Origin of the sequence: uncultured Phascolarctobacterium sp., from assembly GCF_958349595.1 — a bacterium.
GTDB lineage: Bacteria > Bacillota > Negativicutes > Acidaminococcales > Acidaminococcaceae > Phascolarctobacterium.
Map to the genome: position 1 here is coordinate 52,514 of NZ_CATWDQ010000003.1, position 13,112 is coordinate 65,625.

General features: G+C 43.4%; 17 protein-coding genes. 15 read left to right on the plus strand and 2 right to left on the minus strand.

Annotated elements, in window-relative coordinates:
• Window positions 1–50: 50 nt before the first annotated feature.
• The 14 genes from Q4G98_RS03640 to Q4G98_RS03705 all read left to right on the plus strand — a co-directional run bounded on the left by Q4G98_RS03640 (window position 51) and on the right by Q4G98_RS03705 (window position 11,309).
• Window positions 51–1,301, plus strand: a complete 1,251-nt coding sequence (locus tag Q4G98_RS03640) for an OmpP1/FadL family transporter (protein ID WP_298563063.1) — start codon at window positions 51–53, stop codon at window positions 1,299–1,301.
• A 151-nt stretch (window positions 1,302–1,452) separates the two neighbouring features.
• Entirely contained in the window at window positions 1,453–1,971 is a 519-nt protein-coding gene (locus tag Q4G98_RS03645; RefSeq protein WP_298563066.1) for a hypothetical protein, read from the plus strand.
• Between the two features lie 426 nt (window positions 1,972–2,397).
• Window positions 2,398–2,550 carry a hypothetical protein gene (locus Q4G98_RS03650; RefSeq protein ID WP_177560676.1) on the plus strand — a complete coding sequence of 51 codons (153 nt, stop codon included), beginning with the start codon at window positions 2,398–2,400 and terminating at the stop codon, window positions 2,548–2,550.
• 124 nt (window positions 2,551–2,674) lie between these two features.
• A complete protein-coding gene (locus Q4G98_RS03655; protein WP_298563069.1) occupies window positions 2,675–2,947 on the plus strand; it encodes a hypothetical protein in 273 nt (90 codons plus the stop codon).
• Between the two features lies 1 nt (window position 2,948).
• The gene (locus Q4G98_RS03660; RefSeq protein WP_298563072.1) at window positions 2,949–3,680 is read left to right on the plus strand and encodes a LysR family transcriptional regulator; all 732 of its coding nucleotides are present in this window, start codon (window positions 2,949–2,951) and stop codon (window positions 3,678–3,680) included.
• A gap of 375 nt (window positions 3,681–4,055) precedes the next feature.
• Complete coding sequence (locus Q4G98_RS03665; RefSeq protein ID WP_298563075.1) at window positions 4,056–4,469, plus strand: hypothetical protein; 414 nt, start codon at window positions 4,056–4,058, stop codon at window positions 4,467–4,469.
• A 22-nt stretch (window positions 4,470–4,491) separates the two neighbouring features.
• Window positions 4,492–5,259, plus strand: a complete 768-nt coding sequence (locus Q4G98_RS03670; protein ID WP_177560672.1) for a hypothetical protein — start codon at window positions 4,492–4,494, stop codon at window positions 5,257–5,259.
• A gap of 63 nt (window positions 5,260–5,322) precedes the next feature.
• On the plus strand, window positions 5,323–5,691 hold the full coding sequence (locus Q4G98_RS03675) for a hypothetical protein (protein ID WP_298563077.1): 369 nt from the start codon (window positions 5,323–5,325) through the stop codon (window positions 5,689–5,691).
• Between the two features lie 44 nt (window positions 5,692–5,735).
• Window positions 5,736–5,894: a hypothetical protein gene (locus tag Q4G98_RS03680; RefSeq protein WP_298563079.1), complete on the plus strand. Its 159-nt coding sequence runs from the start codon at window positions 5,736–5,738 to the stop codon at window positions 5,892–5,894.
• 14 nt (window positions 5,895–5,908) lie between these two features.
• Complete coding sequence (locus tag Q4G98_RS03685) at window positions 5,909–7,555, plus strand: hypothetical protein (protein ID WP_298563081.1); 1,647 nt, start codon at window positions 5,909–5,911, stop codon at window positions 7,553–7,555.
• 164 nt (window positions 7,556–7,719) lie between these two features.
• A complete protein-coding gene (locus tag Q4G98_RS03690) occupies window positions 7,720–9,729 on the plus strand; it encodes a hypothetical protein (protein ID WP_298563084.1) in 2,010 nt (669 codons plus the stop codon).
• Between the two features lie 13 nt (window positions 9,730–9,742).
• Window positions 9,743–10,150, plus strand: a complete 408-nt coding sequence (locus tag Q4G98_RS03695) for an NlpC/P60 family protein (RefSeq protein ID WP_298563087.1) — start codon at window positions 9,743–9,745, stop codon at window positions 10,148–10,150.
• Window positions 10,147–10,497 carry a hypothetical protein gene (locus Q4G98_RS03700; protein ID WP_298563090.1) on the plus strand — a complete coding sequence of 117 codons (351 nt, stop codon included), beginning with the start codon at window positions 10,147–10,149 and terminating at the stop codon, window positions 10,495–10,497. The genes Q4G98_RS03695 and Q4G98_RS03700 overlap by 4 nt, the downstream gene beginning before the upstream one ends.
• Complete coding sequence (locus Q4G98_RS03705; RefSeq protein ID WP_298563096.1) at window positions 10,494–11,309, plus strand: DUF2163 domain-containing protein; 816 nt, start codon at window positions 10,494–10,496, stop codon at window positions 11,307–11,309. The genes Q4G98_RS03700 and Q4G98_RS03705 overlap by 4 nt, the downstream gene beginning before the upstream one ends.
• A gap of 45 nt (window positions 11,310–11,354) precedes the next feature.
• On the opposite strand, the gene Q4G98_RS03710 is transcribed toward Q4G98_RS03705, so the two are convergent.
• A complete protein-coding gene (locus Q4G98_RS03710; protein WP_177560664.1) occupies window positions 11,355–11,858 on the minus strand; it encodes a hypothetical protein in 504 nt (167 codons plus the stop codon).
• Window positions 11,859–11,899: 41 nt separating this feature from the next.
• Here Q4G98_RS03710 and Q4G98_RS03715 point away from each other — a divergent pair, with 41 nt between their 5' ends.
• Window positions 11,900–12,559: a hypothetical protein gene (locus Q4G98_RS03715; protein ID WP_298563099.1), complete on the plus strand. Its 660-nt coding sequence runs from the start codon at window positions 11,900–11,902 to the stop codon at window positions 12,557–12,559.
• 12 nt (window positions 12,560–12,571) lie between these two features.
• On the opposite strand, the gene Q4G98_RS03720 is transcribed toward Q4G98_RS03715, so the two are convergent.
• Window positions 12,572–13,042, minus strand: coding sequence for a hypothetical protein (locus Q4G98_RS03720; protein ID WP_293661287.1), 471 nt, complete (start codon window positions 13,040–13,042; stop codon window positions 12,572–12,574).
• Between the last annotated feature and the right edge of the window lie 70 nt (window positions 13,043–13,112).

Below are 13,112 nucleotides of genomic sequence, written 5' to 3' on the forward strand. Positions count from 1 at the left end.
AAATATTGTTATTAATGTTGGAAAATTTTGTTAATTGTGAGGTGTCTGTTGTGTTTTCAAAGAAACATTTTACGATAATGGGTCTGGTCTGCGCTATGGCAGTTCCGGCTGCCAACGCCGGCGCCGAAGGCTTCGCTATCAACGAATGGTCGGCGGAAGGCGTAGCTATGGGCGGGGCGCGCATGTTTGCCGAGAATGATGCCGCCAATATCGCCTATAACCCGGCGTCGATCACTAAAGTGCGGGGCGAGGCTTTTAAACAGAGCGCGGTCTATATCAGTCCGCACGGAAAATATAAAGCCTATGATGAAAATGGTGCGATTATTGAAGAAGGTAAAAATGTTGTGCATGCCGGTTGGGCTCCGGGCAATTATTACGTTAAGCAGCTCAATGACAGGGAATGGTTCGGCATTGGTCTGTACAGCCGTTTCGGCATGATCTCCGAATTTGAGCGCGACTCCGTCGTGTCCTCGAATGCTTTTTTCTCGCGTTTGAACGGTGCCAGCCTGACGCCGACCTATGCCCGTAAATTCGATAAAAAATGGAGCGCGGCCGTAGGCGCAGAGATCAATTATGTGGGACTGGAGCTGCAGAAAAATGTTTTTGCCCCGCTTGGGACAGTTGCAACGCAAACTAAAGGTGAAAGCTGGGCTTTGGGCTGGAATGCCGCCGCCAATTATGCTTTTGACGCTAAAAATGAGCTCGGCATAGTTTATCGCAGTAAAGTGACCCATACCATGGATGCTGATTTTAGGGGCTATGGTACATATAAAGGTGATTTTTTTACTCAGGCACATGGCAAAGTAACTTTGCCGGACAGCTGGGCGATCGGTTACAATCATAAATTTGATGACCGTACCCGGGTGGAACTGAACGGTACCTATACCAAATGGAGCAGCTATGACGCGTTGAATATTACTTTTGATGAGCCTATGCCGGTTGTTCCGGGTATAAATGTACCTGGTAGTTACAGTTCTAAAAACTGGAGCAACGGCTGGCGTTATGCTATCGGCGCCGAGCATAAGCTGAGCGATAAATATACCATCATGGGCGGCTATGCCTATGACGAATCGTCGATCCCTTTTGACGGCGCTGACTTCATCGTGCCGACCGGCGCCCGCCGTACTTATAGCCTGGGCTTCCAATACCACGATAAAAAGCAGACGCTGGCGCTGACCCTGGGCCTGATCGACATCGACGGCCTGCGCATCAAAGGCCACGAAACAGACGCTTACAGCGAAGCCAGTACCCACGATAATTATGCCAAGGTTTTCGGCATCAGCTATCAGCGTAATTTTTAAATAAAAGAGAACTTTGTTCAAAACCTCTGCTCCGGCAGAGGTTTTGCTTTGAGGACGGGACGCTGCGGCAGAAAAAGCTGGAAATTTGTTGAGGCGTTAATTGACATAAAATTTTTGTGTTTGTATAATCAAAGCAGGAAGGGTGGTATAAATGGTAAAACGTGTACTGCTGTTGCTTATGGCGCTGCTTTGGCTCTGTAATGCTGGTTTGGCAGGCGAACAGGACGTGGTAGATTCTTTTAAGAGCCATGTACAGAAGATCATGCAGCCTGTCCTTGCAACCTACAAAGAAAATACTACGCATATCCGCTATTTTGATCCGGCCAGGCATGGCCTGCCGGGTGCAGGACACTGGTCTAAGGTGCGTTATCTGGAACCGGTTTATTCTTTAGACGTTAAGCAGAACGATTCTGTCATGTATCCGTATACAGGTATCCTTGAGATCGAGCGCTATACAGAAATATTTACAGGTGAGTATCCCACTAAAGAAGCGGCGGCTAAGGCAGAGAAGTCTTACCCCTCCAATGCGATGCAGCACTGGCGCTTTTATTATGGCTATCAGAATGGTACATGGGAGAAAACAAAAGTAGAATTTTATTGGGATACTGAAAAAAGATTTATGCAGGATAAAACAACGATCACCGAATATGATATGTTTGCGAATCGTTAGGCTAAAAGTATTTGTTTGATCTTTATAGCTGTCGAAGTTAATAAGAAGAGCTTAGGTATAATATTCAGGAATCAAAAAGACGCTCTTGCGAGCGTCTTTTTTTATTGGCAGCCAGCGCTGCAGAAAATTTTATAAGTGCGAACATTAATGCGAACAAGAAAACGGTGAAAAAATTTTATAAAAAATACTGTACTGAAAAAAGCCTGAAAATGTTGTCAACTAAGTAAAAACAGCATTATAAACAGGTTTTTGCAGCATGAAAGCCTGCTTGCTGATATTAAATTGCCAGTTGACAACGCTAAATATGAAGGAGTATAATTATAACATAAAACGAACAGAAGTTTGCAGAATAACTGGCGGTTGCTTTATTCAAGACATAAAGTACAAGACATGTTAACCGGCAGAAACAAAGGAAGGGAAGCTCTGATGTATATTGTAGAATTTATTTTTTTCGGTGGTGCACGGCTCTTTCAGGAAACCTTTACAAGCCTTAGTGAAGTGGAAAAGTTTTTGAGAGAATTTGACGAGCTTGAGCAAAAACTTATTTACATCAATATCATCAGGAAAAGTGCGTTATGAAAAAAGAAGTTTATACAAAAGACTATTTATTGAAGCGGAACAATGCTGCCAGCGAAGAGGCTTATTTTTTATGCCTTTTTGCTTCTGAAAATTCTATTTTATTCTAAAAAACAGAGGTGGGAAGATGGAGGAACAGGAAAAACGCGTCGAAGTGCATGCGTATTTTGTCAGGTTTAAGAGTGAATGTTATTATGCTTTGATTGTTGGAAAAAAGAGTGAAGCACAGCAGTGGTTTGCCAAGTATGCCGATGCGGTGACTTTTCTCAACACCCAGAAAATGCTGGAACGGAATGTCCGCAATGCCAGAGGCAACAGGCTGATAGGCAGCGAGACAATGATCATAGATCTGCAATTTTGCTGTTATTATGCGGCGACGGCTAAACAAAGGGGGAATTAAGATGGCCAGATACACGATAGAAGATATTATCTGCGCGGTGCAGGCAGGAGAAATGACAGAACAGCAGGCTGCCGGCGATCTGAACAGATTGGGCAAATATCAGGAAAGCTCGCAGAGCAGTAAGGAAACAAAATTAAAAATGAAATTAGCCTTCATCAATTTGGGGATCGCTTCTAATAAAAATAATCCCGAAGCGGTTTTACTGGAACGGGAACGGTTAGCAGAATTACTTGATCTGTGGCAGAAAATGGAAACCGCGCTGACGGCAAGGCAGCTGGAAATTTTGCAGGCCTATCTGCGCAGCGGCAAAAATACTATGGCGGCTGCCCGCAGTCTGGGCATCAGCCAGCCGGTGATTTTTAAAACTATCAAAAGCGTACGGCAGAAACTGGAAAATAGATTCGGCAGCAGACTGAATAATTTTAAAGAGATCCTGCTGCTGCCGCAAGCTGTACAGGAAGCGCAGAAAGCTCTGGGTGTGGGACAGCCCTTTGAACAGGAAATGAAGCTGGCGGTCGGCAGTTCGTGGCAGACACGTTTTGGCCGTAAGGTTTTTAAGACTAAAACCATGTGTCATATGCCAGAATATCTGCAGCATACCAACTCCAATTCAGTCTGTACCCTTTGCGATAAAAAATGTACCCGCCGCGAGATGCGTACCGAAACACCGCTGCTGCAGCCGTGGAAACAAGACAGGCTTGAACAGATCATTGCCGCTAACAGGGTGGGCTGAACAGGAAGCAGCAGCTTCAAAAATATTTTGTAAAACAGGGTATAAAAAATGCTCAAAGTTCATATATAAGTGAAGGGTTGAATAACAATTGGACCTGTTTGCGCAAACACAGGCTTAATGTGAATTTTGGTAAGAACAAAAGCTTAGAATTTCTGATAAAGGCCTTCGCGGTCAGCTTGCCTGGATTGGGTGGGACAGCATGCTGCATACAACTGACCGCAGTCAGCCGGGAACCGGGACGTAAATTTTCGCCGCGGCCCGGCGCTGATATTTATCGATCAACATGAGTAAAAATAGATATGTAATATTGATGCAGGTTTACTGTGATCTAAAATTTACAGCCGGCGTGCTGTAAAAGCTTGAAGGAGGTGCTTGATGCGCAATAGTTTTGATTTGCTGAACGATATTTTTAACTGGTGCGTCGCCGATGAAGAAATGATGAGAATGCTGGGTGTTATGGATAACACGAATACTGACGTATTGAAGGATAAGTTAAGGCTTGAATGTCAGGCGGACGAAGCGGTAACCGCCGCAGCTGTGCCCTTTATCGCTTTCTATTTTACACGCGCTGAAAAGCTGGAACATAACTGGCTGGTCAACAAAGGCGAGCTTTATGTAGATTTCTATGCCGATGCTCTGCTGAATGCAGGCCTGCTGGCCAAACGGTTCCGGCAGGTTTTAGGAGAGCATGACGAGATCCTGCTCAGCGAAGAAGGTCAGCAGAGCATTGGTGCTGACGGTGTTTACAAATATAGATTGATTTATAGCCCGTTGATCGACGGAAAATAAAAATTAAGGATGGTGTTTATTAATGGCAAAAATTGATACAAAAAATTTAGTACTGCACGGTGTCGGCGAAGCGTTCCTGCTTTCCGGCGACGGCAAGGTCTCCGCAAAGCTGGGCTCTTTGCAGGATATGACGATCGAAGTAACCGCAACTATGGAAGACGTGTTTGGCGGTGACGGCCTGTTCCCGATTTATAACTATATCAAAGAAAAATCTGCCAGCTTCAAATTCAAAAATGCCTGCTTCGATCTGAACGTCGTTGCGGCTTCCCAGGGTGAAGCTGTTGCCGAAGGCGCATTTGCTTTTGGCAGCGAAGACATTACTGTCAAAGCCAGCGACAATAAACTGCTGGTAACTACCGGCGTGGAAGTGGAATCTGTGATCGCTGTTGTTGACGGCGTTGGCCTGACCCGCGTTGAAGGTTCTCCGACCGGTACTAAAACCTTTGCAGTGACCAGCGGCGGCGTGCTTGATTTCAGTTCTGATATTACTGCCGGTACGCAGGTACATGTCGATTACGTCTATACAGTAACGGACGGTTCTACCGTTGACGTCAAAACTACTTCCGTACCCGGGTACGTGGAACTGCGTCATACCAGCCAGCCGACCGAGCTGCCTAACGGCCGTAAAGCCGTGCTGACTACCCGTGTTTATAAAGCACGCTGTGAAGGCGGCCTGACCCTCAGTTATGCCCGCGGTGAAGCGACAGCTTCCGAGCTGAACTTCAAATCTGTTGATCCGCTGCGTGCTGATAAAAAATTCGTATCTTACTCTGTAAGCTACGTCGACTAAAATATTTGCCAAAGGGAGTGCCGTCAAAGCACTTCCTTTATTTTTTTATGAAAGAGGATTACCATGACAGAAATCAAAGACCCTTTTACAGCCTATGAAGATGTGGAATGCCGCGACGGCGTTACCCGCAGGATCTATCCTGCCAGACTTAAGCATAAAGACCAAATCAGGAAACTTACGCCGCTGTTCAACGATTTTGCTATTATCGACAATATATTCAGCCTTGACACTGAGGGCGAAAACAGTGGCTTAGACTATACAGATACCGCCTGGAACGCCATGCTGGAGATTTTAGTGCTGGCGTTTGATGAAAGATACAGTAAGGAAGAAATCGAAGGCTTTTTGGATCTGGCGCTGGCGCGGCAGGTCTTTACAGTTTTTTATGATATTTCCAGTTTAAAAAAAAAGAAACTGACGTCGATACCGGCGTAACAGAATGGAATCAGCTGTATGCCTCCATTATTCAAAATACATCGATGACGATGCGCGACGTGATGGAGCTGTCGATACCGCAGCTGGAATACGTTTTGGCGGGCTGCAGGAAGAATAGCGAAGAAATTCAGGGCAAAGATACTTCTACCTATTCCGATGCCGACGCCATTCAGTATTTGCTTGATTCCGGTCAGATCGACTAAAAGGAGGTGCGTGAATGAGTACAAATAATTTAAATACTGGCGGCCGTTTTAAACTGGAGCTGCTGCAGGATTGTGCAGGCACTCTGAGTTCTGTAGACGCTTTAAAAAGCAGGCTCGATTACAGTGCGGCCAGCACGTCTAAAAAACGCCAGGCGCTGCAGGCTGCCCAGCGGCAGAATTTACAGGGGCCGACAGCAGCGGCGACATTTTTCAACTATCAAAAAGCTCTGGCTACTGCTGAAAGGCAGGCCGCTGCTTTATACCGTGCGCTGCAGAAAAACACTGGTGATAAGAAAGAAACTTTGCTGGCCAGCCTAAGGCAGACTGTAGATAGCTATCAAAAGCTGCATCAGGAAGCAGAAGATCTGCAGGCCGCCTTTGGTGTTACACAGGCAGCCGGCAGCGTAGATTTTAATGATATTGATTATTTTATCGCCAAACTGCGCTGCGGCGCAGCAGCAGCCGGGCAGCAGGAATTATTCAAGCTGCTGTTTGACGATCTGGCAGCTAAGATGCAGGCGCTGTCAGAGCTTGACATCGGCAGCAGTAAACAAATGCAGCCGGCAGCCAGTAGTGATAACGGTGCAATGTATCTGCTGGCGGCAGATTTTCTTGATGTTATGTCGGCCTATGAAAAAGACCTGCAGGAAACCTTTACCGTTGCCGATAAATGGCGTCAGCTCTATCAGGACGAAGAAATAGTCAAAACACTGGTGCGGGCAACGCTGAAATTAGCCAATATTGGCACAATGCAGCCGACTGCCGCAGCAGATGCTTTAAGCTCTGTGCTGCGGCAATATGCAGTAGAACTGTCGTCAGTCTATGAGGCGGAACTGGCGGCTGACGAAGTTATCGACAGCTGGGGTAAAATGAACGCGGAGTATGGCTTTACTATGGTACAGCTGGCGCAGGCCAATGACGAGGCAGCCGGAGCTGCTTACCGTGCCGGCGTAGATTTTTCTTATCTGCAGGCGCTGGTGGCAGGTTTGCTGCACAGTTCCATGCTAAACGGCGCAGCAGCCGGACGTTATCTGCGGGGAGTGCTGCTGTGGCTGGGGACACCTGCTGCAGTCAAGCAGCTGCAGGAGCTGGGAGTGGATTGTTATAGCTATGATGGACAGGGGAAAAAGCAAGTGCGCCGCTTGCAGGACGTTATTTTGGAAGCAGTGCAGCATCAGCAGCATTACTCGCAAAATATTGAAGTCGTGCTGGTCGATTGCGCTAACGGACATTTTAGGGCAGACGCTTTAGGCGTATTGTTCGGCGCAGCAGCAGAACTGCAGCAAAAATTGCAAACAGTAAGCAGTGCTAAAGGCTGGTCAAAAGCACAGTATCAGCAAAACGGCCATAAAAAAGCCCTGGCGTTACTTGCGTTGCAGCAGCAGGCAGACAGTTTGCTGCAAAAATTGCAGGCTGGTAATACAGAAGCCGAACAGGCATTGACACTGGTGCTGACTGAATTGTCGAACGGATTGAAGAATTTACAGCCGGATTTTATGGCGGCTTTTCAAGGCAGTGCAGAACTGCTTTTGTTGTTCCAGACGATCCTGACGCTTGCTGAAGCAACGCTTGCCGGCGAGCAGGAGGGTATCAGCGCTATTTTAGGACGGCGCGCTGCGCAGACAGGGAAAGCGAGGGGATCAGTATGGCGATACCGGTAATAGCAGGGCTGGTAAGTTTTGTCGAATATGCCAATACGGCAGTAACCGCTGCACAACTTTTAAATAATGCCTATGATTCTTTTCTTGAAAAACAGGTCAAAAGTGTAGCTGTTGCACAGCAGGAAAAGGATGCTATTGAAAGTCAGATAACTGCGGTTCAAAATTTGCAGGCGCAGCTTGACACTTACACTGCACGGGCTAATGATGAGAACTTAGCTGATGCAGAACGTGTTGCTGCCAAGGAAAAAATTATCGAAACCCGCAACAAGTTAATAGAAATACTTGGCGATGAAGCTGGGGCACATTTAAGAGCATCAGAATGGACTCAGCAGGCTGTTGAAAGTGAAATAAGTGCTTATCAATCATTGGGAGAAGTTAAGAATAACCAGCTGATTGCTAGTCTGGAAGCTGAAAATGAGATAACGGAAATGGTTATCAAAAGCACAGAAAATCGATTGGCTGCATATGATATAGAATTAGATAGAATATGGGCAATTGTAGAAGCCAATAAATTAATAGCTGAAAGTGCTGATGCCAGTACTATAGCTGGGCAGGCTAAAATAAAAGATTATCAAAGTATGCGCGATCGATATTTTAGTTTGTCAGAGGAAAGAGATGCCGCAAATAATGAACTGGCCACTCTCAAAGCTAAATATGAATATAATGCGAATGCTGCTGCAGTAACTAGAGCCGGTCGGTTTAAATCAGGCGGTAGTTCTAATACTTCTTTGCCGGGTCGCTCCAGTTTTAGTTATGGCAGTATCGATAATGGATATGCAGAAAAAGAACAGGATCAGGAATACCAAAAGAAGAAAAATGGTCTTTATTACGACGCAAAAATAGAATTGGAAGAATATAAGCTTGCTTTGCAGCAATTGCGATATTCCGAGCAGCAGGAAGGTATAACTGTAAAAACTTCTATTGCTAAAGCCGATTTGTTTAAGAAACGTGTAGATGATTTAAATAAATATAAAATGAATTTGGAAAATCTGAAAAAGGAAATGCTTTTAGACTTTGATCAAAGGATAATTTCAGACAATACATTGTCAGCTCAGATTGGCTATAGAACAGACCTGAGTGAACAGGAAAAACTGAAAATAATGGAGGTCAACAAAGAAGTTCTGCAGCAAAATAAAACTTTTGCTGCAATCAGCAAGAATATTTCGGAAGTCAATACTAAAATCAAAGACACTGAAAATAGTCTTATTTCGGCTAACAATGAATTGAAAAATACGCAAAAATCTACCAATCCAGATGTTATGCTAAAAGAAAAAATGGCAGAGATCAATAATCAATACGAAATCGCTAAATCTAAAACAGAAGGTTATAACGACCCTTATGCTAAATTAGAAGTTCAGCGTGCTTTGATCCAAAAGCTGCAAGATGAAATCAATGCTCGGGCAGTTAGATTAGATCAAGCTAAGTCTGATTTGAGTCAGTATGATAGTGATACTGATAATATAGGTTATCAGCAGACATTAGCATTAATAAGCAATTTGGAAAGAGAGCAAATGGAATCTTATGCCAGGTTACGGCAGGCTAAATTAGATAATACCCAGGATTTACGGCAGGGTTTATTCGATATTACTAATCAATTGCTGTTTGAAGGTGCCAGCTGGAAGGACATTTGGAAAAACTTGTGGCGCCAATTGGCTAAAGAAGCGATCGCTTCATTGTTTAAAGTACAAGTACAGGTAAGCTTGCTTGGTTTGCTTATGCGGATGTTTGGACTTGGTGAGAGTAGTGGCGGTAATAAAACTAAAAATAGAGCTGGATTAATTGGCATTATAAATAAATATGGGACAGATAATTATACAGGAAGTTTTCCATTGCCTGAGACAGAACATACTGGCGGCAATATTTCTGCTTTCCCAAGAATGCATAGCGGCGGTGACGTTATGGCAGGACGCATCGGCGTCGTGCCGGCATTAAAAGACGATGAAGTGCTGCGTACGCTGCAGGTGGGCGAGGAAGTCAACAGTATCCGCGACCGCCGCAGTAACGAAATACTGGCGGCCGTGGCCATGCGGGCTATGGACAACACAGCCAAAGCTCCGACACAGGTGGTCATCACGGCGCTCGATTCCCGCAGCTTTGCCGAATATCTGAATGAAAATTCGGATATTTTGCAGGCTGTACTGGCTAAAAACAACGCTATGGGACGCAGGGCTTAACGGCAGGTGCAAAATGGAAAAACAAAATCTAAAAAAATTTGTCGGCCTGCCCTATAAATTTTTAGGCGTCGCTTATGACGGCGTCGATTGTATCGGCCTGTGCCAGCTGTTTTATCAGGAACATGGTATTGCTTTAGAATGGCGTGACGGCAGACCGATCGCCAAAGACTGGTATGTGACTGAGCCATACCGGCTGGCGCGTTTTATGCACAAACATTTTACGCGCATTAAACAAGTCGATGCCATGCAGTATGGCGATATAGTTTTATACGAAATCAACGGTGAAGGCCATACTGGTGTTTACGTTGGTGAACATAAAGTACTGACGATCTTACAGCAGTTTCAAAAATCCATGATCGTCAGACTCAGGCAAAACAACCTCTTTTTTAAAAGTGGTTACAGAAAGAAGGTGACAGCTTGAAAACATTTACATTTACGCCTAAAAGCGAAGTCAAACGCAGCGTCCGCTATCTTGACAGGACTATCGAATTTGAATCAGGAGCCTTTCAGGTACAGGAAGTGGGCGTCAATCCTATCATTACCTTTCAAATGACCTTTGAAAGCATAGCTGCCGAAATGGCGGCAGTAGAAGCATTCTATTTGGAACACCGCAAATCAAAACGGTTCTATTTTAACTATAACGGCGAACAGTTCGTCTGCCAGTTTACCAGCGACTATGCGCCGACAGATACCTGGGGCTTTGATGAACGCGGCCGCATTATTGGCAAAATTTCTGTCGAGCTGACATTGAGGGTGGTCAATCTATGAAAATTCTACCCATCAGCATGGCGGAAGCCAAAGAACGCGCCAGCTCTTTTTTTATTGAACTCTATGTCCTGCATCTTAAAACAGGTATTATTCGCATCTGCAATTGTGATGAGATCATAACCTTTGGCGGCTGTGAATACTATCCTGTTCCGGTACAGCGCGGTACTATCAAATCCACAGTCGATGCCAAGATCGACAACGTGGAATTGAAAATAGCCGATACCGATAACAGCAAAATAACAGCACTGCTGGAAGGCTTTGATTTTCGCGGACGTTATGTCGAGATCTTTCGCATTCAGTATCCGGAAAGTCTGGAAGATGAAGAAATAGCTATAACTGTTTTTTACGGCTATCTTGATACGCCTGCCTATAGTAACGGTGAATTTACAGTAACAGTCAAAGCGGCATTTCCCAATAACAGGGTCCCCAACAGGATCACGCAGTATTTTTGCAATGCTGCCTTTGGCGACGAGCAGTGCGGCATGGATAAAGCCCAGCGGCAGGTTGCTGTTGAACCGCTGCTCTCATTGCCCAATAAAATTAAACTCGATGCTGCGGATATTGATGCAGGCTACTATAAAAACGGACTTATTACCATCGGTTATGAAACCAAATTGATCAAAGATAATTTTATTGATAATAATGACGGTAATCATTATGTTGTGACGCAGTATCCATTTTTAGGAGCTATTACAGATACGGCTTCCTTGCAGCGCAATTGCGATAAAACACCGGAGATGTGCGAAAAATACGACAACCGTAAGCGCTATAGCGGCTTTTTGGCAGTACCGAAAGAATTTAGGTTAAGCTGATTATTGCGCGGGCAATAAAAAAAGAGAGCCGTCAGGCTCTCTTTGCTATTCCATAGCGATGACTTGTTTCCATTCGTCGAGAATATTTTGGGGGAGTGTGAAATCAATATATTTTACATGGCTAACATATGATGTTGATATAGGAATTTGGAATTGAAGATTATCCGATTTTTCTAATTTATCAATGAATATATTGTCTACTAAAAAAGCAAGTTGTCCTCTTTGAGCTGTTCTGTATAATTGTATTGGATAACTTTGTATATCTTCTAATGAGTTATTGAACTTTATTTTTATTGGCTCAAATGGTGAATAACCGTTTTTTATTGTATATTGATTAACAAAAGAAATAAAATATTTAGATTCATTGGAATTAGAACAAGTTTTTTTGAAAATAATTTCTCTAGGAATATCTTCGACATAGTCTTTAGTGTTTATGACACTAGTTAGCATTGTAGAATTGTCAAAAGAATTTATTTCTCGTATAATTTCGGCAGAACAAATGTTACTTATAAATAAAGTTGAAAATATAAATAGGATAAATTTTTTCATGAGAAGTCAACTCCTTTTATATAATGAAAGTAGGTGAGAAGTTGGGTAAAGGCAAAAAAGTTGGAAAGATAGCTTTTGCTGTAGCTGGTTTCGCATTGGGATACTCTAATCCTGCAATGTTTGGTATAGATGCTACTGTAAAAGGAGCTGCTTTTGCAGGCGGTATGTACGGTATGTCAATCGCTTCGACCTTGTGGTCGGTAACACAAAAACCAAATGCCTTCGGCAATCTTGACGGTGACTACAGCCAGGACGACTACAGTAAGTTCAGCACAACTACCAACGATATTTCGCAGGACGCCGTTATCCCTGTAATCTATGGTACTAGAAAATGGGGTGGTTTGCAAGTGTGGCATAATCCCTATAATGGTGAAAGGTATCTGCAGAAGGATGTTATTATCTGTGAAGGCGGTATCAAGGGCGTGTATAACGTCTGCGCCAACGAAGAACTGATCAAAAATGATACTAAGATCAGTATTTATAATATCCAGCATCGGGATGCGGTGGTCTATCGCAGCGGCAATACTCTGGTGTTAAAGGCCGGCGGCAAGACCAATGAATACGCACTGAAAGATGTGGAAAGCCAGGATCAGCAGGCGGCGTTTTTGACGACTGTTATCGAGAAAATCAGAAACGTGCATCACAAAATAAAAGAACTGAGCCCGATACAATATCGAACTCAGTTTTTGTTTGCAGCATAAGAATATACAGTTTTATTCCATAGCGATGACTTGTTTCCATTCGTTGAGAACATTTTTGGGTATTGAAAAACTATAATAGTCGACAATATCAGTATCAACAGTTGTATGAATTGGTAATTGAATTTGAATATTGTTGGCATTTTTTATTTCTTTTAAAATTTCATCATTAAATTTAAAAGAAAAATTGTTGCTTAAATCAAAAGTTCTGTATTCAACAGAGTATATTTTATCATTGATTTTAATTTTTGCATTTTCAAGAGTAGTTAAATAATTAATTGTTCTGAAAGCATTTTTTCCAAGTAAATAATAGTCATTACCAGTTTTTTTGAAGATCAGAATTTGAGGAAGTTTAATGTTTTTATCTTTATAATAGCTTTTGATTTGGGGTGTATTATCAAAAGTATTTATTTTTTGGATTATTTCGGCATAAACAAAATTAGGAAAAGTTAAAAGAATTGTGAGTAATGAAATAACTATTTTCATAATAATCAACTCCTAAAAGAAAGTAGGTGAGAGTTTGGGTAAAGGGAAAAAGACTGGTAAAATAGCTTTT